This window comes from uncultured Mailhella sp., from assembly GCF_905187505.1.
GTDB lineage: Bacteria > Desulfobacterota > Desulfovibrionia > Desulfovibrionales > Desulfovibrionaceae > Mailhella.
This window is the reverse complement of record NZ_CAJJIC010000001.1, coordinates 46,150-69,014: the sequence shown is the minus strand read 5'-3', so window position 1 is coordinate 69,014 and position 22,865 is coordinate 46,150. Positions and strand designations below refer to the sequence as shown.

Sequence of the window (22,865 nt, the reverse complement as noted above, 5' to 3'; positions counted from 1 at the left end):
AGCCTCTGCCGGGGAAAAATAAGGAGAAACGCGTTGATGCTGCAGGCCGGCCAGAAGGGGCGGACGAGTTCAGACACGCACGGGAAGAAGCAGGCAGGCATGAAGGGAGAGTTCCATTTCCGCCCAGTGCGTCTTGTAGGCCATGGAAGGATGATCGCTCATGCCCATGTCGTAACGGACGGCTCCCTCCTCGCACAGCCAGAGAAGCTGGTTGAGCTGAAGCAGATCACCTATGGAAAAGGCCTTCCAGTCCGCATCATAGCTGAACTGCTGTCCGCGGTAGCAGGAACCGGCCATGCCTCCGAAAATGAAGCCGATGTCCTTGCCCTCATGCATGGCGAACATGACCCTCCCGCCCCGATATGCGGCAAGACGCCGCATCATGGCGTGGTAGAATTCCAGTGAGGGATGTTCCGTCATGCCGCAGCGGCCTTTTCCCTTCCAGCTCTTTTCCTCCACGGAGACCATGCGCGCATAGACGGCGTCGGCTTCCTCTGTGCCGGAAGGCACGATGCGTTCAAAGACGACGCCGTTGTCCGCAGCCCTTCTGCGGGCTTTTTTCATTTTTGAGCGGAAGTTGCCGGAGCGTCTGGAAAGATAGCCGTCCATTCCTCCCTGCAGCGAGGCGCTGCGCTGAAGAGAGACGGGCTGCTTCAGAAATCGGAACTGCGGGGAGAAGCGGAGAAAGAGGCGGCGGAAGAGTTCACAGTTTTTTTCCATGCCGCTGAGAAGAAAGCAGGGCGGGTGTCCCCCGCATTCCCGGGTGATGAAGGGCAGGGCTTCGGCGAAAAGTTCGTCGGCTTCCGGCCCCAGCAGGGGACTTGCCGAAATCCAGTGCGATTCTACGGGCACGAGAATGATCTGACCGGACAGAAGAGCAAGCTCGGCAAAGGCGATAACGTTTTTTCCCTTCTCTTGGATGAACAGCCTTCTTGACGGTGCGAAGGCGTCGTGAAAGGCAAGCTGCCATGCCGGGGTGCAGCTGAAGGGATCCGGTCTGCCGGAACGGGCGGCCGCGTCCGTCCAGCGGACGATGAGCTCAGGGGCCCAGTCGAGAGAGCCGTGGGAAAGATGGATGAATTTCATGAACCGTGCCTGCTGGAACCGTCATGCCGCAAGGACTTGTGAGAAGCACGGCAGCATGAGGAAAGAGACAGAGACTTCGCGCCGGAAAAGCTGCGGGCGTTCACAACGAGCAGGAAGCGCCGTTTTCCGGGGAGGGCGCAGGGCGTTTGTCGCCCGGGCGGTGCTGAGACGGAAACGTTATTTCCACGAGAAGAGGCGGGCAGCCGTCGGCGTCTTCCCCGGGACAGGAAGGTTCGGGCAGCATCGTCATGTTCTGCTCTTCCATCCAGAGACCTGCGGCCTCCTGCACGTTTTCCATGAGTTCATCCATGGTATCTCCCTCGGGAACGCAGCCGGGAAAATCGGGCAGTTCTCCGGCAAGCCCTCCGAAAAGCCGACGCTGTATGAACATGGGGTAAAGCAAGAACATATCCTCCTTCGGCGGGCAATGGGCCGTGCGCTTTCCTCCACCCTAGCCCGTCCCGGGAAGGAAGGCAACGTCCGCTTTCTTCCGCTTGCCGGGCCGGAGGTCCGGCATGACGCAAAAGGCGACGCGGGCCAGGGGAAGCCCGTGTCGCCTTTGCCTGCCGGACGAAAAGCCGGCGATCCGAAGATGCGCCTCGAAAGGCACAGATCCGATAATGGATGCTAGCCGTTCACAAGATCGGCGCCCAGCAGCTTTTCCGCGTTGCCGTGGAAGAATTTTTCCTTGTGTTCTTCCGAAAAGCCGAATCGGTCCACGTCACGGACGGCCTGTTCCATGTTGTAGCAGGGATAGGCGGAACCGAACAGTATTCTTTCTCCGTCAAGCCAGCGCATGGCTTCGCCGTACATACCGTTGCCGGGCGTGTCCGGGTTCAGCATGTAAAGGTCAGGGAGCAGCCAGACATTGGGACAGACCAGACAGACGTTGAAGACATGGGGAATCCAGGGATAGCAGCCGTGGGCCAGTACGATCTGGAGCTCGGGAAAATCGTTTGCCACGTGCTGCACGGCCGTGGGATCGGAGAAGTCGAGATTCCCCTGAAAGAAGCTCATGGTGAGCACGACGGGAAGGTGTGCCTTTTCGCAGCGGGCGTAGATGGGATAGAGCACGTTGGCGTCCGCATGGCGCGGAGGCATGCAGTAGGCGGGTTCCATGGCAAATCCCCGGAAGCCGAGCTCCATGCAGCGCTCCAGTTCGTCCATGGTTGCCGCTATGCCTCGGGATACGTCGAGACTGCCGAAGGGAATGATCTTGTCGGGGTATTCCATGGCGAGGGCGTGTATGTCGTCGTTGGAGACCGAGGCGGTATCGTCGGGCACCTGACGGCCTATGGCCACGCCCTTCCTGATGCCGGCCGAAGCCATTTCCTTCCAGAAGAGCTCCATGGATTTTTCTCCGGCGGCCCGGCTGGGGATGCCGTGATGCTTCTGGGGAGCGGTTTCATTGCAGACGGGGGAATATATGCCCAGCCGGGTGAAGCTCCGGTAGGGAGGACGCAGGCGAAAATCAAAGATGTTCATGTGATGTCCTTATGAAAAAGTGAGAGCGGATCAGAAAACGATGCGGCTCCAGACATAACCGGAAACCAGAAGCACGCAGCACAGGAACGAACAGCAGATGAAGCCGTGCGTGAATTCCTGACGGAAGGAAACGCAGTCCCGCTGTCCGAAGATGATGGCGTTGATGGGATTGGCCGCGGGGAAGAACATGGAAAGGCTGCTGCTCAGCACCACAAGGTAGGACAGAATTTCCGGATGAATGGGAAGGCTGTCTCTGATGAAGCAGACAATGGTCACGAACAGCGCGCATATGACCATGTTGTTGGCAAAGTTGGTGATGTAGGCGGCAAGAAAGATGACCGTGGCCATGATGAGAGCCGTGGGCATGTTGTTCAGCAGCGCGGAAACGCCGGAGGAAATGATGGCGTTGAGGCCGACGACGTCGGAGGAGATGGCGTTGGCCAGCGGGAACAGCACCACCAGAATGAAAAACACGTTCCAGGGAAAGAACGGAGCGATCTTGCCCACGTCGATGAGCGGTTCGCCTTCCACACGGATGATGAAGAGCACGGCAAGCAGCAGCAGGGAGAGCCCGCCGAGTCCGAGTATGCCGAATACGTCGTGCAGCGAAGAGGAGGGCGGAACGACGCCGGGCAGCAGCAGGAAGAGCAGCGTGCCCACCACGCCGACGAGGGCGACTTTCTTTTTCAGGGAAAGAGTGACGTTCTCCTTGACGTGAACGTAGTTTTTGAGCGGCGAGAGGTCGACCTTCATGCAGTATTTGCAGAAAAGCACGTAGGCAGCAATGCCGAGCACGCTCAGGGGCATGCAGAACAGGACGAAGTGCACCAGATTCATGCTTTCGCCGGTGATGGCCTGATAGGCGCCTATGGCCACAATGCCGCTGCCTTTGAAGGGCAGGGCGGAGTCCCCGAAGGACAGGGAGAAGCCCATGCCTACGAAAAAGGCGGGAACGGCGGAAGAGTATGGCTTTATTCCCGTTTTTTTCATGAGGTCCTTGAACAGTTCGAGGAAGATGACGAAGACGGCGATGCTCTGGGAAAGAAGTGCGGCAAGGAATCCGGCCATGAGAAAATAGAACAGCGTGAGAAAGGGCTTGCCGCGCGCGCTTTTCATGCCGAGCAGCCAGTCGAGGATGACTCCCGTAAGATCGGCCTGCTGAACGAAGGCTGCCAGAAGAAGCAGGGAGAGTATCATGACCAGCGTCTGCGTGCCGAAGGCCGTCTGCAGCACGGTGGTCATGGGCATATAGTCCGTGCAGCCCAGAGCCACCACGCCGAGCAGAGAGGGCCACGCCAGGCCGACGTTGACCCAGCCGTAGATGACGCCGATGAAGACGCCGATGACCTGCATGCTGACGCTCGTGAGCGGAGCTACGGGAGGCAGGAACTGAAAAAGAAACATGAACGCCAGTACGGCGGCGCTGTGAAGGGCATAGGAAAGGTTTTTATTCATGGCGGTCTCCATTCAGCCGCAAAGCTTTTTCAGAAGGCGGACCAGAGCGTTTCCGAGCTCGTCCACATAGTGCAGTCCGTCGGCATCCTTGTCCGCGCCGTGAGGCATGGCGCCGTTTGAGGCGTCCATGGCCTGCGGCCAGTACACGCTGCCGGGCACGATCATGCCCGTGGTCAGGAAGAAGGCCTGCATGGCCTGAATGGTGTGGATGGAGCCGGAACGATAATAGGCGGAAATCGCCGCGCCCACCTTGTCGCTGAAAAGACAGCGCGCGTCGCCGCGGCGCAGGGCTCCGCGGGCAATGAAGCCGGCTCGGTCGATGAGGGCCTTCATTTCCGGCGTGAGCGACCAGAAATACGTGGGAGAGCCGAGAAGTATGCCGTCGGCCCTTTTCATTTCTTCCAGCCATTCATTGAGCGGGTCGTCATTGAAGACGCAGCGTTCCAGATTGTTTTTTCTGTATGCCATGCAGGCACGGCATCCGTGAATGCCGGTCCCGCCCACCTGAATGAGTCTTGTTTCCATGCCTTCTTTTTCCAGAATGTCCAGACAGCGGCGCAACAGCATGGACGTGTTGCCGGTCTTTCTCGGACTGCCGTTGAATGCTACCACATACATGAGGTTTCCTCGCGGATGCTGATTGTCGTTACAGAGGAAGGTGTTCGGCCAGGTCCCGCAGCTCCCGGAACCTCTCATCCGACAGGGTTGCCTCGCCCATGCCGGGAATGCGTCCGAGCATGCGGTATTTCTGCTCCCCGTACCGGTGATAGGGCAGAAGCTCGTAGCGCACGTTGTCGAACCTTTTGACGAAGCGGGCGATGTCTTCTATGTCGCGCGCGTTGTCGTTGAATCCGGGAATGACAGGTGTGCGTATGGTCATCGGCAGGCGGGGAAAGGCCTCGCGCACACGGACGAAGTTTTTCAGAATCAGCTCGTTGCCGGTTCCCGTCCACTGCCTGTGCCTTGCCGAATCCAGGCATTTTATGTCCATGAACATGGAGTCGAGCAGACCGGCTGCCGCCAGCATGACTTCGGTGGAAACATGACCGCAGGTTTCGATGTTGGTGCGTATTCTCGCCTGTCCGGCCAGACGGAGAACCGCAAGGGCGAACTCCGGCTGATGCAGCGGTTCGCCGCCGCCCAGCGTCATGCCGCCTCCCGAGCGTACATAGAAAATCTGGTCCTCGAGAATCCGGTGAAGCACTTCTCCGGCGGTCACGGTTTTGCCGTAGATGCCGAGCGCACCTCCGGGACAGGCCCGGGTGCACAGGCATGACGGTTCCGGGCGGCACGTCTTCCGGTCCACCACGGGGGAGCCGTCATCAGCAGGACGGACGGCTCCCCGGGAGCATACCCTGCTGCAGGTTCCGCAGTGCAGGCAGTCCTGTTCGGTCCAGGAAAGCTCCATCAGGCTGCTCTGGGATTCGGGATTGCTGCACCAGCGGCACCTGAGCGGACACCCCTTGAAAAAGACGAGCGTTCTTATCCCCTCGCCGTCATGGACGGAGAACTTCTGTACGTTGAAGATGATCCCGCTCGTCTTTTCGTCGGTCATCGTCCGGCTCCGAAGTCGTCATGGGCGTTGCGGGAAATGATGTCGTTCTGCAGCGCGGTGGAAAGCTCCACGAAGTAGGCGCTGTATCCTGCCACGCGCACCATGAGGTTGCGGTACTTCTGGGGATCCTTTTGGGCGGCCAGCAGGGTCTTCTGATTGATGACGTTGAACTGCACATGCCAGAGCTTGAGATCGCAGAAGGCCCGGAAGAAGCCTATGAGCCTGCGGGTTCCCTCGTCGCCGGCCACGGCGCCGGGCGTGAACTTGATGTTGAGCAGTCTTGCCGCGCGCGACGTGGAGGCCCAGTTCTTGCTGTGGAAGTTGGACAGCAGCACCGCCGTGGGACCGCTGACGTCCATGCCCTGAGAGGCCGATGAGCCGTCGGACACGGGCATGCCGGCAAGACGTCCGTTGGGAGAGGCCGCCAGTATGCGGCCGAAGGGAATGTTGGCCGTAATGCTTACCATGCGCAGATCCAGATGCACGCCGGTATTTTTGAAGTTCTGGGTAAGAACTTCCTGACATGCCGCTTCGATGTCGCGTCCTATGCTGTCGGCGTAGGGATCGTTGTTGCCGTAGCAGTGGCCGGAACGAAGAATGCGCCGGATGTGTTCCTTGCCTTCAAAGTTGCATTCCAGAGCATCCAGCAGCTCACGCATGGTGAAAACCTTCTCGTCGAAGACAAACTGCTTGACGGCCGCAAGAGAATCCACGGCGGTGGCAAAGCCTATGCATTCCACGAAGCCCAGATCGAGCGTGCCGGGAATGCTGCGGGGGGTGTCGAGATCCATGCAGGCGGCGAAGGCCTTGTCATGAAGCGCGTCCTCCATGGGAGCGGCATAGCTCTGACCGCGCTGCTCCTGAATCTGGTACTGCAGGAAAAGGGCGTAGCGCATCATGAACTGAATCTGCTTTTTGAATGCATTCCAGAACTCCTCCCAGCTGCAGAATCCGCAGGGATCCCCCGTTTCCAGAGAGAAAAGCTCTTCGCCGCAGCTTTTCAGTCGGCCGTTGAACAGCGTGGTTTCCACCGCGGCCGTGCAGTTGGTCTGTGTGCATGGGCTCGTGTACGAATCCACGTTGGGCATGCGGATTTCCGTGCAGCCGGAAGCACAGTAGTCCATGATGTCGAGCAGCGGCGCGCCCTTGGCCAGATGCAGGGGAATGATTTCCTCGTCGTTGTACAGCTTGGGAAAGCCCTGGCCGACCTTGACCGTTTCCGCGACGGCCCAGAGGAAGGCTTCGGGAGAGCGGGCGTGTATGCGGGCTGCCAGGTCGGGCTGCTGCAGCGGGCATTCCCTGCGCGAGCGGAGTATGAGGTAGCTCAGTTCGTTGGTGGCATCCTCTCCGTCGCGGGTCTGGCCTCCCACGGTTGCGGCTTCCCAGTGGGCGTAGCCTTCGTGCTGAGTGGCGGACTGGGCGGAAACGGGCAGGTTGAGAAACTGCGCTTCCTGGAGCCACAGACAGTCCAGAAGTTCCAGCACCTGGTCATCGGTCAGACGTCCGGCTTCCACGTCGGCCTTGTAGTAGGGGTAGAGGTACTGATCCATGCGGCCGTTGCCGAGCATGAAGCCTACGCAGCGCTCCAGTCTGATCATGCTCTGGACAAACCACATGGACTGCATGGCCTGATGGAACGTTTCTGCCGGATATTCGGGAACTCTTTCGCAGTTTTCAGCAATGTTCTCAAGTTCGGCGCGACGGACGGGATCCTGTTCCGATGCGGCCAGACTGCGGGCGGCACGGGCATGACGTTTCGCCCAGGTCACAAGCGCATCGCATATGGTCATCATGGCCTTGAGGAAAAATTCCTTTTCCCACAGTTCCTTCGCATTGTTTCTGTCCAGAAGGGCCAGACGTTCCTCCGCTTCTCTGCGTATGGCGGCAGCCCCCCTGCGGATGATCTTTTCGTAGTCGGGCACCCACTGGAGGCAGCCGTTCATGGATGCCTGTTCTCCCACGTAGGGACGGGGCACGCTGCCGTCAGGCGTGGCATAGGTGAACTTTCTGAGTTCCTTCGGAATGGACTGGATGAGCTTTTTATGGAAGGCTCTGTCCTTCCAGTAGGGTACGAGTTCTTCCTTGACGAAGCAGAGATCGTCATCGTCGATGTGCAGCGGAGAGCTCAGATTCTTGCGGGCGGCTTCCAGCCCTTCTCCCATGATGTCGCCTATGATTTCGGGGTACAGAAGCCCGTAGCGTCCCTTGTCGGTGCCGACGCGGCCGACAAGAAGCTGGTCTTCCTCGATGTACACGGGCAGGTTTTCCGCAAGATGCTTCATGGCAAGGGCGTAGCGCAGAACAAGAGGCTCTCCTTCCGTTTCCTTCATGGATTCGGTGAAGTATTTTGCCCGGTTCACGTCCACATAGGGCACCATGTTGGCAAAGCAGCGCTTGAAGATCTTCTGGAAGCGCGAATGACACGGAGAATTCTTTTCGTTGCCTACATAGCTGCCTGAGGCTATGGCCTGTTCCTGGGGACTGTAGCTGACGGAAGCGGATGACGTGTCCATGATATCCTCCTGGAGGGATGGTTGCTGATCTATGCCCTCCAAGAAAGCAATATTTGTGCCATATGCATAATATATTGAAATTCAAAATAAAATTTATTTTGGAGAAACGATTTGTGGCAATATGCTCGTCGTATTGTTGCAAAAACAACACAAAACGTGAAAATACGGGCATATAGATGTGGATTCTTGCCACAGTCGTTTTGCATATCCGGTCTGAGCAAAGAAAATTTTTCTCTTTCAGTTATTAAAAAATAAGTAAATACAATATATTATGTGTTTTGTTCCAAAGAGCGCATAAAAGGTCGCCACGGAGGAAAAGCCGTGACGAGCTCCGCGTTTTTCAAGGAAGAAGAAAAGAAGAAGGGCGCGTCGTGCGGACTGCGGACAGAGGAAGCCGGCTGCATCATTTCGAAGAGTGCCGCGCTGGTCTTTTTACGGATGCAGAGCGGCTGCCCCGGAGACGGTCATGAAGCGGCTGCCCATTCAGTGTATGCCGTATTTGCGCATCTTTCTGGCCACCGTGGAAAAATCGATGCCGAGATGATCGGCCATGGCCCGGCACGTTCCGTACTTTGTGCGGGCGTCGGCTATCATGGATCTTTCCAGAATTTCCGTGGCTTCGGGGAGAGTCATGGTTTCGGTGTCGTCAGGAGACGGAATGTGCCTGCTCTCGCTTTTGCGTGAAGAGCGTCGAAGATGCCTGTCGAGGTCTTCGGAGCCGATTTCATTTTTGTCCGCCAGCACGACGAGCCGTTCAAGCATGTTGCTCAGTTCTCTGACATTGCCCGGCCAGTCATAGGAAAGAAGCCGGGTCCATGCATCGCTCGTCAAGTAGCGGGCGAATCCGTAGGCCTTGTTGTATTTTTCCAGAAAGAAGGGAATGAACTTCATGAGGTCCTGGCGTCTCTCCCGCAGTGGAGGGAGAGAAAGGGCAAACACGTCCAGACGGTAGAAAAGATCGGAGCGGAACAGTCCCTGCCTGACGAGAAGAGGCAGATTTTTGTTGGTGGCCGCAATGATGCGCACATGGCAGTCCATGTCCTTCCGTCCGCCTACGCGCCGGAATTTGCCTTCCTGAAGAACGCGCAGCAGCTTGACCTGAAGCTGAAGGTCAAGATCTCCTATTTCGTCGAGGAAGAGGGTACCGCCGTCCGCCTCTTCAAAAAGGCCCGGAGTGCTTCGCCATGCTCCCGTAAAGGCTCCCTTTTCGTAGCCGAAGAGTTCCGATTCCATGAGCGCCGGCGGAATGGCGCCGCAGTTGACCGCGAGCAGTCTTTCCCTGCTGCGGCTGCTTTTGCTGTGGATCAGCTTGGCCATCACTTCCTTGCCGGTGCCGGACTCTCCGAGAATGAGCACGGGAGCGCTGGTGGGCGCTATCTTATCGACCAGCTTCAGAACGTTCTTCATTTCCGACGATTCGGCAATGACGACGTCGGCGTCAGGAAACAGCTCGGACGTGGAGCTTTGAGGGGCCTGGATATGCCGTGTCCTGGAGGACGACGCGATGATGAAGTTATACACGTCTGCGATGTCGCACGTCAGTGCCATGACGCCCTCGAGTCTTTTTTGGTCGTCTATGACGGGCACCGTGATGGACATGAACGTGCGGCCGCTGTACTGGGTGACCTCTCCGATGTTCACTTTGCCGGACTCTATGACCTTTATGGCTGCCGGATTCAGGATCATGCCGTATTTTTTCAGATCATAGAGGCTGCGTCCTACGAACTCCTCGGGAATGATGCGGGATTCTCTGGCTTCTTTGTTGGCATAGATGATGACGCCGTTTTCATCGACGAAGTTGATGGCAAAGCGCGCGTTGTCGATGAAGTCGAAGAAGTCGGGCAGGTCCACGACGGTGAGGGCTTCGGGAATTTCCCGGATTCTATCCTGAAAGCTGTCGATGGCTTTTTCCTTTCTGACCATGTCGCTGTCCCGCTCTTGTCCGTGAAGAAAAGAAAATGTTCAACGCCTATGCCCATACCATGCATGAGTTCGTCAGGCAATATTCTCCTGAGGAAGACGCCGCAGGGATGGGGAGATGCCCGAAAGGGCTGGGAAGACTTATGCCGTGGCGGCAGAGCGCTGACCGAGGCTGAGTCCGCTGGCCTTCTGTGTGGGCTTTCGGCATGGCATGCATACGCAAAAAGCGGCCCGGCTGTGCGCCGAACCGCTTTTCAGGCTGATGCTTGGTGTCCCCGGCGTGAGTCGAACACGCGGCCTACTGCTTAGGAGGCAGTCGCTCTATCCATCTGAGCTACGAGGACACGAGGGAAGACATTATCCTCAGTGGAAACGACTGTCAAGAGAACGGCCGTGAGGACTGAAAAACGGGGTGATGTGCGAAGCGGTTTTTTTGTCGTCTTCCGCTGCGGCGTTCTTGAAAAAGCGGCGTTCGCGCGAAGGGAAGAACACGGCAATGCCGGGATCAGAACAGGTCTTTTCTCCGTGATTGCGGCGGAAGGCGGAAGGAACGGGAAAAGGCAGAAAAAAGGGAGTCGTTCTGTTCCGGAGTTGTAAAGAAGAAGGCCTTTTTCACGCAGAAAAAGGCCTTCTTTTCTTCAGAAAGTGAAAAGGAAGAGCTCAGACTTCGGCGCCTACGCGCATGAGCTCGAAGGTGACGCCCTGCGGCACGGCGACGAAGGAACAGTCGTCGCTGGCCTTGTTGAGCAGCTTTCCTCCGAATTCGTTCACGAGCTTTTCCGCCATGATGTTGGGATCGTCCACGCGGATGCCCAGGTGGTTGACTCCGCAGGCGGAGCCGTCGGGCAGAGGTGCGCCCTCGGGAATTTTCTTGAGGAAGATCTGAACGCCGGAGAGCGTGACGACCGCACCGTCGGCGCCTCCGAATTTGCGATAGCGCACGAATTCAGCGCCGAAGGCCTGCTTCCAGAAGTTGATCATGGCGTCGAGGTCGGTGCAGCAGAGGTGGACGTGATCAAAAAAAGTCATGAAAACCTCGGTGGTTGACGTTGATGTGAAACTTGAAGGACGGCATCTTTCGGCAGGGGACGGCGCGTCCGGGACGAGGTTCTTTTTGAGGAGGGTCTTCGTCCGGACGGAATGAGGTTACGCGCCTTCGGCTTCGTTGCCGCTGGAAGCAAGAATGCGGAAGCAGGTGGCGGGCACGAGCAGCGTGCCGTCTTCATGCAGGATGCGCGTGGCCTTCTTGATGGCCCGGCCGGTGGTTTCATGCGTCATGAGCACGAGCGAGACGCAGTCGTCCCTTGTGGCGGCCTTCTGGATGAGCTGGGCAAAGCTTATGCCTTCCTTGGCGAACACGGTGGCGATGTCGCGCAGAACGCCGGGCGTGTCGCGCACGGTGGCGCGCACGTACCAGGGGCTTTCCGCCTCGTCGGAAGGCAGAATTTCTGCGTCGGGCAGCTCCTGCACGAAGCCGGTGTTGGCATCGGCGCTGTGGACGCTGTCGCGGCGGGCAAGGGCCAGCAGGTCGCCGAGCACGGCGCTCGCCGTAGGACGGCTGCCCGCGCCGAGACCGTGCAGGAACAGGGAGCCTACGGCGTTGCCTTCGATGCGCACGGCGTTGTACGCGCCGTTCACTCTGGCAAGCAGCATGGAGTGGTGCACGAGCGCCGGGAACACGCCGGCTTCGATCTTGCCGTTTTCGTCGCGGGCCTGTCCGATGAGCTTGATGCGGTAGCCGAACTCACGGGCGAACTGGATGTCCAGAGGATTGAGGCCGCGTATGCCCTCGATGGAGAGCTGCGAGAAATCGTAATGCACGCCCCATGCGAGGCGGATGAGCAGAACCAGCTTGTGGGCGGCGTCCTGTCCGTCGATGTCCAGCGAGGGATCGGCTTCGGCAAGGCCGAGGTCCTGGGCTTCCTTGAGCGCGGTGGGAAAGTCGAAGCCGTGGCTGTTCATTTCGGAGAGTATGTAGTTGGACGTGCCGTTCAAGATGCCCATCACAGACGTGATGTGGTTGCCGGCAAGGCTGTCGCGCAGGGTCTGAATGACGGGAATGGCTCCGGCGGAACTGGCCTCGTAGCCGAGGGCCACGTTCTTCCTTGAGGCAAGCGCGAAGATTTCCCGCCCGTATTCCGCCAGAAGCGCCTTGTTGGCGGTGACGACGGACTTGCCGTTTTCCATGGAGCGCATGATGAGTTCTCTGGCCACCGTGGTTCCGCCCATGAGCTCCACGACCACCTGAATGTCGGGATCGTCGGCGAGGGACAGGGCGTTGTCGGTGAGAACGATGCCTTCGGGCAGATCCCGCTTCTTGGCGAGATTGTGTACGGCCACCGCCTTGATCGTGATTTCACGGCCCGTTCTGCGCAGAATTTCGTCGTGATTCTTTTGCAGCATTTCCACGAGACCGCTGCCGACCGTACCGAGGCCGGCTATGCCGATGCAAAGGTTCTGAGACATGCAAGCTCCAAAGGAGGAAAAAGGTTCTGCCGGTCAGACGGCGGATGCCGCCTCACACCGGCCCGGAGCGGGCGGAACCGTGCGCCTGTGCGCGTTCTGCCGTCCGCCCCGTCTGGTGATGATCAGCCTTCCTGAAGCACCTTCTTGATGCCCTGAAGGGCCTGTCTGGTGCGTTTCTGGTTTTCAATGAGCGCAAAGCGCACGTATTCGTCGCCCATCTGTCCGAAGCCGATGCCGGGCTGCACGGCCACGTGGGCCTTCTGCAGCAGAAGCTTGGAAAACTCCATGGAGCCCATGGCACGGAAGGGTTCGGGAATGCGGCCCCAGGCGAACATGGTGGCTTTGGGCGGCGTGATGGGCCAGCCTATGCGGTTGAGCCCCGCGCAGAGCACGTCGCGGCGCTTGCGGTACTCGTCGCAGATCTTGTCCACGGCGTCGCGCGGCGCGTTGAGGGCCACGGTTGCGGCTATCTGGATGGGCTGGAAGATGCCGTAGTCGAGATAGCTCTTGATGCGGGTGAGAATGTGCACGAGATCGCGGTTGCCGAGGCAGAAGCCCATGCGCCAGCCGGCCATGGAATACCCCTTGGTCATGGAATAGAACTCCACGCCCACGTCTTCGGCGCCCTTGGCCTGCAGGAAGCTCGGCGCCTTGTAGCCGTCGTAGCACAAATCGGCGTAGGCCATGTCGTGGATGACCCACATCTTGTGCTCCTTGGCGAATTCCACAATGCGCTCGAAGAACGGAAGGTCCACGACCTGCGTGGTGGGATTCTGCGGGTAGCTTATGATGAGCAGCTTCGGCTTGGGCCAGGTCTGTCTGGTGGCGGTGAGCAGGTCTTCAAAGAAGTCGCGGTCCTCCGCCACGGGAATGCGGCGCACGTCGGCCCCGCAGATGACGGGGGCATACACATGGATGGGATAGGTGGGGTCCGGAGCAAACACCACGTCGCCGGGGTTCAGCATGGCAAGGCACAGATGGGCGAGCCCTTCCTTGGAACCTATGGTGGCTATGGCCTGCGTTTCCGGGTCGAGGTGCACGTCGTAGCGGCGGGCATAAAGGTCGCATATGGCCTTGCGCAGGTTGGGAATGCCCCGGGAGACGGAGTAGCGGTGGTTCACGGGCTTGCGGGCGGCCTCGCACAGCTTGTCCACGATGAACTTGGGCGTCGGCAGATCCGGGTTGCCCATGGAAAGATCGACGATGTCGATGTTCTGCTGACGCAGCTGCTTCTTGATTTCTCCCACCACGGCGAAGGCGTAGGGGGGCAGACGGTCTATCCTCGAAAATTCGGGCATACTGTCCTCACAGTACGGAAAGCCAGACCATGCCGCGCTCTTTCCCATGGCGCTGGCATGACGCTTCCGGGCTGCTTCGACGCAGTCTGAACTGCTGAGGATTACAGGCATGCCGGGCTCTTGCGCGGCATACGGAAGATGGCGGACTCTGGACCGGTGCCGGAGGCGCGCTGGCATGACGCGCATCCGACGGAGCCTGCCTTGATGATATTTCACGTTTATAGTAGTACATCAAGGGAGTTGTAAAGAGGCCGGCATGAGGGCTGCCCGGCTTTTCTTTTTTCATAACGCGGCCCGGGCGAAAATCATGGAACAGATGGATATGCTGGCCTCGGAAGACACCGACAGGCCGGAGGAGTTTTCCGGCACTCTGGAGAGGGTGGTCTTTCACAACGAGGAAAACGGCTGGACGGTATTCCGGCTCCGTGTCGAGGGGCGGGAAGACCCGGTGGTGGTCGTGGGCAGTCTGTCCTCGCCTCAGCCCGGCGCCCGTCTTCGCGTGAAGGGTCGCTGGATCAATCATCCTAAATTCGGCAGGCAGATTCAGATGACCTCCTGTGAGGAGGAACTTCCGGCCACGGAAGAGGGCATACGTCTCTTTCTTGCCTCCGGCTGCATCAAGGGCATAGGCCCCAAGTGGGCCGACCGCATCGTGTCGCATTTCGGCGCGGACACGCTCGACGTCATGGATCACGATCCGGACCGCATGCTGGAGCTGCCGAGATTCGGCAAGAAGCGCCTTGAGGCCATGAAGGCTTCCTGGGCGGAGCATCAGGGCATACGCGAGCTCATGATCTTTCTTCAGCCCCACGGCGTGACCGCCAACATGTCGGTGCGCATCTATCGCCAGTACGGCGCGCAGGCCCTTGCCGTGGTGCGCGAGAATCCCTACCGCCTCGCCATGGACATACACGGCATAGGCTTCACCACCGCGGATGCGCTTGCCCGCAAGCTCGGCTTCGACGAGTCGAGCCCGCTGCGCGCCGAGGCGGGCGTGCTCTACCTGCTCATGCGCCTCACCGAGGACGGGCACATTTACTACCCTCGCAATCTTCTTGTGGAAGAGGCCGTGGCCAGGCTTTCCATTCCCGCGGACATGGCCGACGAGGCCGTGGTCGATCTGGAGCGGGAAGAGCGCGTGGTCATCGAGGATCTTGGAGATCACGAGGGCGTGTACCTTACGCGCAACTATGTTTACGAGTCCAAAATAGCCTTCTACATGCAGAGGCTCCTGCACTCTCCGAAGTCCGTGCGCATTCCCGAGCCGAAGAAGCTCGTGAGAAAGGTCATAGACTCCATGCCCATGACGCTGGCAGAAGAGCAGAAGCAGGCCGTGTATACCGCGGCATCCTCCAAGGTCATGGTGCTCACCGGCGGTCCCGGCACGGGCAAGACCACCATCCTGAACGCCATCATCAAGGTTTTTCTGGAGGCCAAGGCACGCGTGCTCCTTGCCGCGCCAACGGGCCGCGCCGCCAAGAGAATGTCCGAGGCGAGCGGGCTGGAGGCCAAGACCATACATCGTCTGCTGGAATACAGTCCGGCGGAGGACGGCTTCAACCGCAACGAGAACAATCCTCTCGCCTGCGGACTTCTGGTGGTGGACGAGGCCTCCATGATGGACACCATGCTCATGTATCATCTGGTGAAGGCCGCTCCCGTGGGGGCCACCTTCATTCTTGTGGGCGACGTGAATCAGCTTCCTTCCGTAGGGCCGGGCAACGTCCTGCGCGACGTCATCGCCTCCGGCGTGGTTCCCGTGGTCGAGCTTCTGGAAGTGTTCCGTCAGGCGGCGCAGAGCGACATCATCTGCAACGCGCACCTCATCAACAGAGGCAGTCTGCCGGAGCTGCATCAGCGGGCCGGGCAGAAGACGGACTTTTATTTCTTCCGTCAGGAAGACCCGGAGGCAGCCGCGGATCTTGTGGTCGATCTTGTGAGAAACCGCATTCCCCGCAAGTTCGGTTTCCATACCGAGGACATTCAGGTGCTCTCGCCCATGCTGCGCGGCGCCGTGGGCGTGAACAGCCTGAACCGGCGCATTCAGGACGCCGTGAATCCGCAGCCTTCGTCCCTGGTGCGCGGAGAACGGCAGTTCCGCCTGAACGACAAGGTCATGCAGGTGCGCAACAACTATGACAAGGACGTGTTCAACGGCGATACCGGAACCATCATCTATCTGGATGCCGAGGAACGCGAGGTCACCGTCCGTTTCGACGACCGCAACGTGAACTATCTCTGGGAAGAGATGGACGAGCTCGTTCCCGCCTACGCCATTTCCATACACAAGTCGCAGGGCGGCGAGTATCCCGTGGTGGTCATTCCGCTCATGATGCAGCACTACATGCTCCTTCAGCGCAATCTGCTGTATACGGCCGTGACGCGCGGCAAAAAGATGGTCGTGCTGGTGGGAGAATGGCGCGCGCTGTCCATGGCGGTGAAAAACAATCATATCCGCAGACGCTACACCTGGCTCGCGCACAGGCTTGCCGGCAGCGAAGGTTCGGTGCATGCCGACATGCTGCCCGAGGTGGGCTCCGGCAGACGCCGCGCGGGAAAGGACGAGGAGAAATCATGACAGCAGTGCATCATCCGACGCTCGGAACGCTGACGGAATTTTTCGGCGCGAAGGCCGTCGTTCTTGGGCTTGTGCTCTCCGGGGCGGTGCTTGCCGGCGGCTGTGCCGGTCAGCCCAAAGTGCCGCAGCAGAAACAGAACGCGGCCGGCGAAGTGCGGGACGTGCAGACCATTCCCCAGAGTCTTGCCGTGTTTGCCGAGAAGGCCGGCGGAAGCGCGCTTCTGCGTTCGTCGGCTGCAGCTGCAGCGGATATGCAGAAGTTCCGCAGGAATTTCCTTGCGCCCTGGAAGGCGGGCAAGATGTCCCGCGCCACGCTGCGGGAATTTGAGGCCGTGCTGAACTGGGCTCCCGGCAGGCGCGGCTACGCAGAGAACCTGCGCCCCTGGAGCGACGCGGCGTGGGAGAAAATGAGATACAACGCCGCGCTGGACGACGTTTCGCAGGAGCGCCGGGCGGCCATTGTGGTCCGTCATGCCGATCTTCGTCTCGCTCCTACCGTGAAGCCGCGTTTTGCAAGAATCGAGGGCGCGGGGCAGGGCTGGCCCTTCGACGACTTCCAGCAGAGCTCCATGGCGGCAGGCACGCCGCTCATGGTGCATCACGCAAGCCGCGACGGTGCGTGGCTTCTGGTGCAGAGCCCCATGGCCTGGGGCTGGGTGGAGGCCGGAAGCGTGGCCTTCGTGGACGAGTCGTTTAAAAATCTGTGGCAGTCGGCTTTACTGGGCTGCGTGGTGAGGGAAGGCGTTTCCCTGCGTTCGGCGGGCGCGTTTCTCGCTCTGGCGGACATAGGCACGGTGCTGCCCATGAGCGGGCAGACGGTGCTTGTGCCCGTGCGCGGTGCGGACGGGCGTGCGGCCGCGGCACATGCCTTTGTGGAAGAGGGGAGCGTGCTGCCCATGCCGCAGCCGCTTTCCGCCCAGGCCGTGGCCGTCATAGGCGACCGCATGATGGGCGAGAATTACGGCTGGGGCGGCATGTACGGCAACAGAGACTGTTCGGCCATGATGCGCGACCTGTTCGCGCCCTTCGGCATATGGCTGCCCAGAAATTCCGCGGCGCAGGCAAAGGCCGGAGATTTTCACAGCGTTCAGGATCTTTCCGCCGAAAACAAGGCGGACGCCATACTTCGCGGGGCCGAACCCTTCCGCACGCTTCTGTGGCTGCCCGGCCACATCGGGCTCTACGTGGGCCGCTTTGACGGAAGACCCGTGTTCTTCCACGATATCTGGGGCGTGCGCAGCAGACTGCGCGACGGACGCGAGGGACGCGTCATTCTCGGCAGAGCCGTGATCACGGGACTTGCGCCCGGCAGCGAGAGAGGCGATGTCGACCCGAAGGGACTGCTTATTGAGCGTATACGCGGATATTCCATCATCGGCGGACGGTAATCATGGAAAGGACGTTTAAATTTTACGCCGTCACCTACGGCTGCCGTGTGAACCAGTATGAAACGCAGGCCATACGGGAATGGTGGCAGAGTCTGGGCGGCACGGAAACCGACGACCCCGCCGAAGCGGACGTGATGCTTGTGGATTCCTGCGCCGTGACGGCCGAAGCCGTGAGCGACGCAAGACAGATGACGAGAAAGCTCGGGCGTCTCAACCCCGAAGCGCGCATTTTTGCCGCAGGCTGCGCAGCCTCGGCGGAACCTGCGGATTTCAGGCTGCCCGGCGTTGCCGCGGTGATTCCGCAGAGGGACAAGTTCGTGCTTCTGCGGGGGCATCCGCTGGAAATGACGGACTTTTCCGTTGCGGAGGAGGGCAGGCCCCGCTTTGCGCCCTTTGCCATACGCTCCTTCCGTCGGGCGAGGCCCGTGGTCAAGGTGCAGGACGGCTGTTCCCAGGGCTGTGCCTACTGCATCATCCCGCTCACGCGCGGACCGGCGCGCAGCCGTCCGGTGGACGACATTCTGGCCGAAACGCGGCGGCTGCTTGAGAACGGATACCGGGAAATCATGATTTCCGGGGTGAATCTGCGTCAGTTCCACGCCGACGGCGCAGACGGAAGGAATTTCTGGACGCTGCTTCGGCGCATGGACGCGGAGTTTTCACCGGAGTGGCGGGACAGGGCGAGATTTCGCCTGAGCTCTCTGGACCCTGCGCAGGTGACGGCGGCGGAATGCCTTGAAACGCTGGAAGGCTGCCGCATGGTGTGTCCGCATCTGCACCTTTCTCTTCAGAGCGGCAGCATGGCCGTTCTGCGTCGCATGGGGCGTTCTCCCTATTCGCCGGAAAGCGTGACCGACGCCGTGGCGAAGATGCGCCGCTTCTGGCCGGTGATGGGGCTCGGGGCCGACATTCTCATGGGATTCCCCGGAGAAACCGAAGAGGAGACCGAAGAGACGCTGGCGATGCTGCGCGCTCTGCCTATGACCTACGCCCACGTGTTTCCCTATTCCGTGCGCCCCGGAACGCGCGCGGCCGAACTGAAGGATCAGCTCCCCAAAAAGGTGCGTCAGGAGCACGCCGCGAGGGTTCGAGCCCTCATGGCGGAAAAGCACGGGAAGTTTCTTCAGGCTCAGCTTGCCATGCCCGGCATGACCGTAGCGTTCGACAGCGCGGACGCAAGACACGGCAACAACGAGTGGTATGCCGACTGCCGCATGGAAGACGAATCGTGCGCGGCGAGGCGCGGGCATGAACTTGTCCGGGTTTCTCCCGTGCGCGTGGAAGGAAATTTGATCATCGTTCGCCCCGCAGGGGGAGAAGACCTTACGAACCATCCACCAGGAGAATAGTATGCCGCTTCGCAGCATGACGGGCTTCGGCCGTTTTCAGCAGGACAACGGCGACATGGTCCAGACCTGGGAGATCCGCAGCGTCAACAGCCGCTTTCTCGACCTCAAGTGGAAGCTCCCCCCGCAGGCCCGCAACATGGAGGCCCGCTTTGAAAAGATCGTGCGGCGCTTCGCCTCGCGCGGTCGCGTGGAACTTACGCTGAACATTCAGTTTTCCCGGGAAGAGCGCACAAGTTTCGACAGCGCGCAGGCCGCGGCCATGCTGGACGCCGTGAAGGCCTTTGCCTCGTCGAGAGGCGACATTTTCGAGGTGGACTACATGACGCTCATGCAGCTTCCCGTGCTCTGGAGCTCGGCGGGAGAGGAAGACGACGATGCGCTTTTCGAGCCCCTCGCCCTCGGACTGGAATTCGCTCTTTCCGACTGGAACGAGTCCCGCGAGACGGAGGCCGCAGCGCTTGCGGGCGATCTTGAAGTGCGCTTCGGCCGCATGGCCGAATGGGTTTCCGCCATCGAGGAGCGTGCGCCCGAGGTGAAGGCCGCCAGGTTCGAGCAGGTGCGCGAACGCCTTTCCGACATGATGAGCAATCTCGGCGTCGAGCTTGAGGAAGGACGCTTTCTTCAGGAAATGGTCATCATGGCCGACAAGCTGGACGTGACGGAAGAACTCATACGCCTGCATTCTCATCTGCTGCGTCTGGCCTCGCTCATGGAGAGCGGAGAGGATGCGGGGCGCAAGCTGGACTTCACGCTTCAGGAGAGCTTCCGCGAAATCAATACCTGCGGCAACAAGATCCAGGACGCGCAGGTCTCCCGCATCGTGGTGGACTGCAAGAACGAACTGGAAAAGTGTCGCGAACAGGTGCAGAATCTGGAGTAGTCATGGCAAGGCAGCAGCTTGTCAACGTGGGGTTCGGCAACTACGTGCTGGCCTCTCGCGTGGTGGCCATAGTGAACCCGCTCTCCTCTCCCATGCGGCGTCTTCGCGACGACGCCCGCGCGGAGGGCCGTCTTGTGGACGTTTCGCAGGGACGCAAGACGCGGGCCATTCTGGTCACCGACTCCAACCATGTCATACTGTCCGCCATTTCTGCGGACACGCTGGGCCAGCGCTTCGCCTCGCAGGGCGGGGCCGACGGCTCCGACGAAGAAGACGAGGATGATATATGAGCAATGATTTCGGTCCGCGCCGCGGCCTTCCCTTCGTCATCTGCGCGCCATCCGGTGCGGGCAAGACGACGCTGGTGAGCAGGCTGACCGCGGAATTCCCTCTGGAGTTTTCCATTTCCTGCACGACCAGGGCCCCCCGCGGCACCGAGAAGGACGGCGTGGATTACATTTTTCTCGATCGTGAGACCTTCGTGCAGCGGCGCGGGCAGGGATATTTTGCCGAATGGGCCGAGGTTCACGGCAATTTCTACGGCACGCCCCTTCAGCCCGTGCTCGACAGACTGGCGCTCGGCAGGGACATGCTTTTCGACATCGACGTTCAGGGCGCGGCGCAGCTTTCCCTTTCCCTGCCGGAAGCACGCTTCGTGTTCATTCTGCCTCCGTCCATGGAGGAGCTCGAGAGGCGGCTGCGCGGCCGCGGCACCGACAGCGAGGAGGCCATTCGTGTCCGTCTTTCCAACGCGCGCACCGAGATCATGAGCAGCCACTGGTTCGACGCCATCATCGTGAACGACGACCTTGACCGTGCCTATGATCAGCTGCGTTCCTTCTATCTGGCCTCCACGCTTCAGCCTTCGCTCAAGCCCCAGCTTGCCCGGAGCATCTGCGGAGGTTAGTCTTTTCCTGCCCGGCGTCATGGGAATGACGCTTCGACGCAGAAGAGCGAAAGAGCCGTTTGCGGCGTTTCACGCTGCGCCCCTTCAACCCTGACGACGGGAGAGCTCGGCAAAAGACGACGACACCCGACATGGACGGACTATGAGCAAGAACTGGATATTCCGCACCCGCAGGGACGGCAGAGCCGTCCCGGATTCCTTCCACGACGCGGCCGAGCGCTGCGGCATTTCTTCCCGCCTGGCCGAAATTCTCTGGCTGCGCGGTCTGGAGAGTCCGGAAGAGCTGGCGGAATATCTTTCTCCCGGTCTTCGTCATCTGGCCAGGCCTTCATTGTGGCCGGGCATGGCAAAGGCAGCCTCCGTACTGGCGGAAGGTCTGCTGGCCGGGAAAAAGCTTGCCATATGGGGCGACTATGACGCCGACGGCGTGACGAGCACGGCTCTTGCTCTTCAGGTGCTGCGACATCACGGCTACGACGCGCTGTGGCATTTGCCCGACAGACGGGAGGAAGGCTACGGCATGAACGCGAAGGGCGTGGAGGCGCTTGCGGAAGCGGGCGCGTCCATGCTGCTTACCGTGGACTGCGGCATTTCCGACGCGGCGGCCATCGCGAGGGCCAGAGAGCTCGGCATGGACGTGGTGGTCACCGACCATCATCTGCCGCCGGAAACGTTGCCGCAAGCGACCGCATTGTGCAATCCCAGGCTGGCGGAATGTCCCTGCGCTTCCCTTGCGGGCGTGGGCGTCACGTTCTTTCTCATGGCCGAGCTCAACGCACGCCTCGCCGAGGCGGGCTCGCCGCGCATGGACATGCGCCGCACGCTGGATCTCGTGGCGCTTGGTACGCTGGCCGATCTTGTGGATCTGGAAGGACAGAACCGCATTCTGGTGAAGAACGGCCTGCTCGTCATTGCCGAAGCGAAGCGTCCCGGCATTTCCGAGCTCAAGGCGGTGAGCGGATTCGCGCCGCTTGCCAGTCTCGGTGCGGGACAGGTCATCTTCAGCCTTGCCCCGCGCATCAATGCCGCCGGGCGCGTGGCGTCGGCGGAAACGGCGCTGGCGCTTCTGTGCGCCGGGGATTGCGACAGCGCGGCGGATCTTGCTCGCACGCTGGACGGCTACAACACGCAGCGCCGTCAGGAAGAGGAGCGCATTACCGAAGAGGCCATGGTGCAGGCCGAAGCCGCGCTGAACGATCCTGCGCTGGTCATTGCGGGACGGGACTGGAATCAGGGAGTCATAGGCATTGTGGCTTCGCGTCTGGTGGAGAAGTACCACAAGCCTGCGCTCGTGCTGTGTGCCGACGGCGACACGCTGAAGGGCTCGGGACGCTCCATCAGCGGATTCGACCTGCATGCGGGACTTGCCCGCTGCGCGGGAGAACTGCTTTCCTACGGCGGACACCGCATGGCCGCCGGCGTGCGCGTGCGGCCGGAAAATCTGGAATCGTTTCGCTCCCGCTTCGTGAGCGTGGTGCGCGAGACCCTTGGCGACGCGCCCGTGCCCGCCGTGCAGATGATTGACGGAAATCTTGATTTCAAGGCGGCGACGAATTTTATTTTTCTCAAGGAACTTGAGATGATGCAGCCTTTCGGCGTGGGCAATCCCGAGCCTGTGTTCCAGTCCCCGCCGCTGCTTGTGAAAAGGCGCAAGATTTTCGGGCCGCAGAAGAATCACGTGCTTCTGGAACTTGCCGACGAAAGCTGCGGCATCACGCTTCAGGCCAAGGCATGGAGGCAGGCCGAGCAGTTTCCGGCCGACCTTGAGGGCAGGCGCATTCTGCTTGCCTACAGCCCCGGCATAGACATGTATAACGGCGCGGCCAGCGTGGACGTGCGCATAAGAGACTGGAAGCTGGTCTGACGATTGCGTCACGGGACGACGTTTCCGGCATACGGGCTCCGCAGAGCTTTTCCGGCAGGAAGAGTTTTGCGGGGCTTTTGTCATGGCCCGGGGAGCGACGACGAAGAAAGAGAGCGTTTCA

At 60.2% G+C, this 22,865-nt stretch carries 18 protein-coding genes and 1 tRNA gene; 7 read left to right on the top strand and 12 right to left on the bottom strand.

Annotated elements, in window-relative coordinates:
* Nucleotides 1-69: 69 nt before the first annotated feature.
* The 12 genes from QZZ60_RS00310 to QZZ60_RS00255 all read right to left on the bottom strand — a co-directional run bounded on the left by QZZ60_RS00310 (nt 70) and on the right by QZZ60_RS00255 (nt 13,778).
* Nucleotides 70-1,086 (bottom strand): GNAT family N-acetyltransferase, encoded by a 1,017-nt coding sequence (locus tag QZZ60_RS00310; protein WP_295636219.1) that lies wholly within the window; start codon nt 1,084-1,086, stop codon nt 70-72.
* A 100-nt stretch (nt 1,087-1,186) separates the two neighbouring features.
* Complete coding sequence (locus QZZ60_RS00305; protein ID WP_295636217.1) at nt 1,187-1,495, bottom strand: type II toxin-antitoxin system HicB family antitoxin; 309 nt, start codon at nt 1,493-1,495, stop codon at nt 1,187-1,189.
* A 218-nt stretch (nt 1,496-1,713) separates the two neighbouring features.
* Nucleotides 1,714-2,571 carry an amidohydrolase family protein gene (locus QZZ60_RS00300; protein ID WP_295636215.1) on the bottom strand — a complete coding sequence of 286 codons (858 nt, stop codon included), beginning with the start codon at nt 2,569-2,571 and terminating at the stop codon, nt 1,714-1,716.
* A 30-nt stretch (nt 2,572-2,601) separates the two neighbouring features.
* Nucleotides 2,602-4,026: an SLC13 family permease gene (locus QZZ60_RS00295; RefSeq protein ID WP_295636213.1), complete on the bottom strand. Its 1,425-nt coding sequence runs from the start codon at nt 4,024-4,026 to the stop codon at nt 2,602-2,604.
* Nucleotides 4,027-4,038: 12 nt separating this feature from the next.
* Complete coding sequence (locus tag QZZ60_RS00290) at nt 4,039-4,644, bottom strand: flavodoxin family protein (RefSeq protein WP_295636211.1); 606 nt, start codon at nt 4,642-4,644, stop codon at nt 4,039-4,041.
* A 28-nt stretch (nt 4,645-4,672) separates the two neighbouring features.
* Nucleotides 4,673-5,581 carry a glycyl-radical enzyme activating protein gene (locus QZZ60_RS00285; RefSeq protein WP_295636209.1) on the bottom strand — a complete coding sequence of 303 codons (909 nt, stop codon included), beginning with the start codon at nt 5,579-5,581 and terminating at the stop codon, nt 4,673-4,675.
* On the bottom strand, nt 5,578-8,094 hold the full coding sequence (locus tag QZZ60_RS00280; protein ID WP_295636207.1) for a pyruvate formate lyase family protein: 2,517 nt from the start codon (nt 8,092-8,094) through the stop codon (nt 5,578-5,580). The genes QZZ60_RS00285 and QZZ60_RS00280 overlap by 4 nt, the downstream gene beginning before the upstream one ends.
* 483 nt (nt 8,095-8,577) lie before the next feature.
* Entirely contained in the window at nt 8,578-10,017 is a 1,440-nt protein-coding gene (locus QZZ60_RS00275) for a sigma 54-interacting transcriptional regulator (RefSeq protein ID WP_295636205.1), read from the bottom strand.
* Between the two features lie 264 nt (nt 10,018-10,281).
* Nucleotides 10,282-10,358 (bottom strand) — tRNA-Arg (locus QZZ60_RS00270).
* Between the two features lie 316 nt (nt 10,359-10,674).
* The gene (locus QZZ60_RS00265; protein WP_295636203.1) at nt 10,675-11,043 is read right to left on the bottom strand and encodes a VOC family protein; all 369 of its coding nucleotides are present in this window, start codon (nt 11,041-11,043) and stop codon (nt 10,675-10,677) included.
* Between the two features lie 117 nt (nt 11,044-11,160).
* Nucleotides 11,161-12,480, bottom strand: a complete 1,320-nt coding sequence (locus QZZ60_RS00260; protein WP_295636202.1) for a homoserine dehydrogenase — start codon at nt 12,478-12,480, stop codon at nt 11,161-11,163.
* A gap of 122 nt (nt 12,481-12,602) precedes the next feature.
* Complete coding sequence (locus QZZ60_RS00255; protein ID WP_295636200.1) at nt 12,603-13,778, bottom strand: aminotransferase class I/II-fold pyridoxal phosphate-dependent enzyme; 1,176 nt, start codon at nt 13,776-13,778, stop codon at nt 12,603-12,605.
* 307 nt (nt 13,779-14,085) lie between these two features.
* On the opposite strand from QZZ60_RS00255, the gene QZZ60_RS00250 reads away from it, so the two are divergent.
* From QZZ60_RS00250 to recJ, 7 genes are all read left to right on the top strand, one after another.
* Nucleotides 14,086-16,356, top strand: coding sequence for an ATP-dependent RecD-like DNA helicase (locus tag QZZ60_RS00250; RefSeq protein ID WP_295636198.1), 2,271 nt, complete (start codon nt 14,086-14,088; stop codon nt 16,354-16,356).
* A complete protein-coding gene (locus QZZ60_RS00245) occupies nt 16,353-17,744 on the top strand; it encodes an SH3 domain-containing C40 family peptidase (protein ID WP_295636196.1) in 1,392 nt (463 codons plus the stop codon). Before QZZ60_RS00250 ends, QZZ60_RS00245 begins: the two co-directional genes overlap by 4 nt.
* 2 nt (nt 17,745-17,746) lie before the next feature.
* Nucleotides 17,747-19,093, top strand: a complete 1,347-nt coding sequence (locus tag QZZ60_RS00240) for a MiaB/RimO family radical SAM methylthiotransferase (RefSeq protein ID WP_295636194.1) — start codon at nt 17,747-17,749, stop codon at nt 19,091-19,093.
* A gap of 1 nt (nt 19,094) precedes the next feature.
* Nucleotides 19,095-19,973 carry a YicC/YloC family endoribonuclease gene (locus QZZ60_RS00235; protein WP_295636192.1) on the top strand — a complete coding sequence of 293 codons (879 nt, stop codon included), beginning with the start codon at nt 19,095-19,097 and terminating at the stop codon, nt 19,971-19,973.
* A 2-nt stretch (nt 19,974-19,975) separates the two neighbouring features.
* Nucleotides 19,976-20,263, top strand: coding sequence for a DUF370 domain-containing protein (locus QZZ60_RS00230; protein ID WP_295636190.1), 288 nt, complete (start codon nt 19,976-19,978; stop codon nt 20,261-20,263).
* Nucleotides 20,260-20,880, top strand: a complete 621-nt coding sequence (gene gmk, locus QZZ60_RS00225; RefSeq protein WP_295636188.1) for a guanylate kinase — start codon at nt 20,260-20,262, stop codon at nt 20,878-20,880. The genes QZZ60_RS00230 and gmk overlap by 4 nt, the downstream gene beginning before the upstream one ends.
* Before the next feature lie 142 nt (nt 20,881-21,022).
* Entirely contained in the window at nt 21,023-22,744 is a 1,722-nt protein-coding gene (gene recJ, locus QZZ60_RS00220; RefSeq protein WP_295636186.1) for a single-stranded-DNA-specific exonuclease RecJ, read from the top strand.
* Nucleotides 22,745-22,865 lie beyond the last annotated feature (121 nt).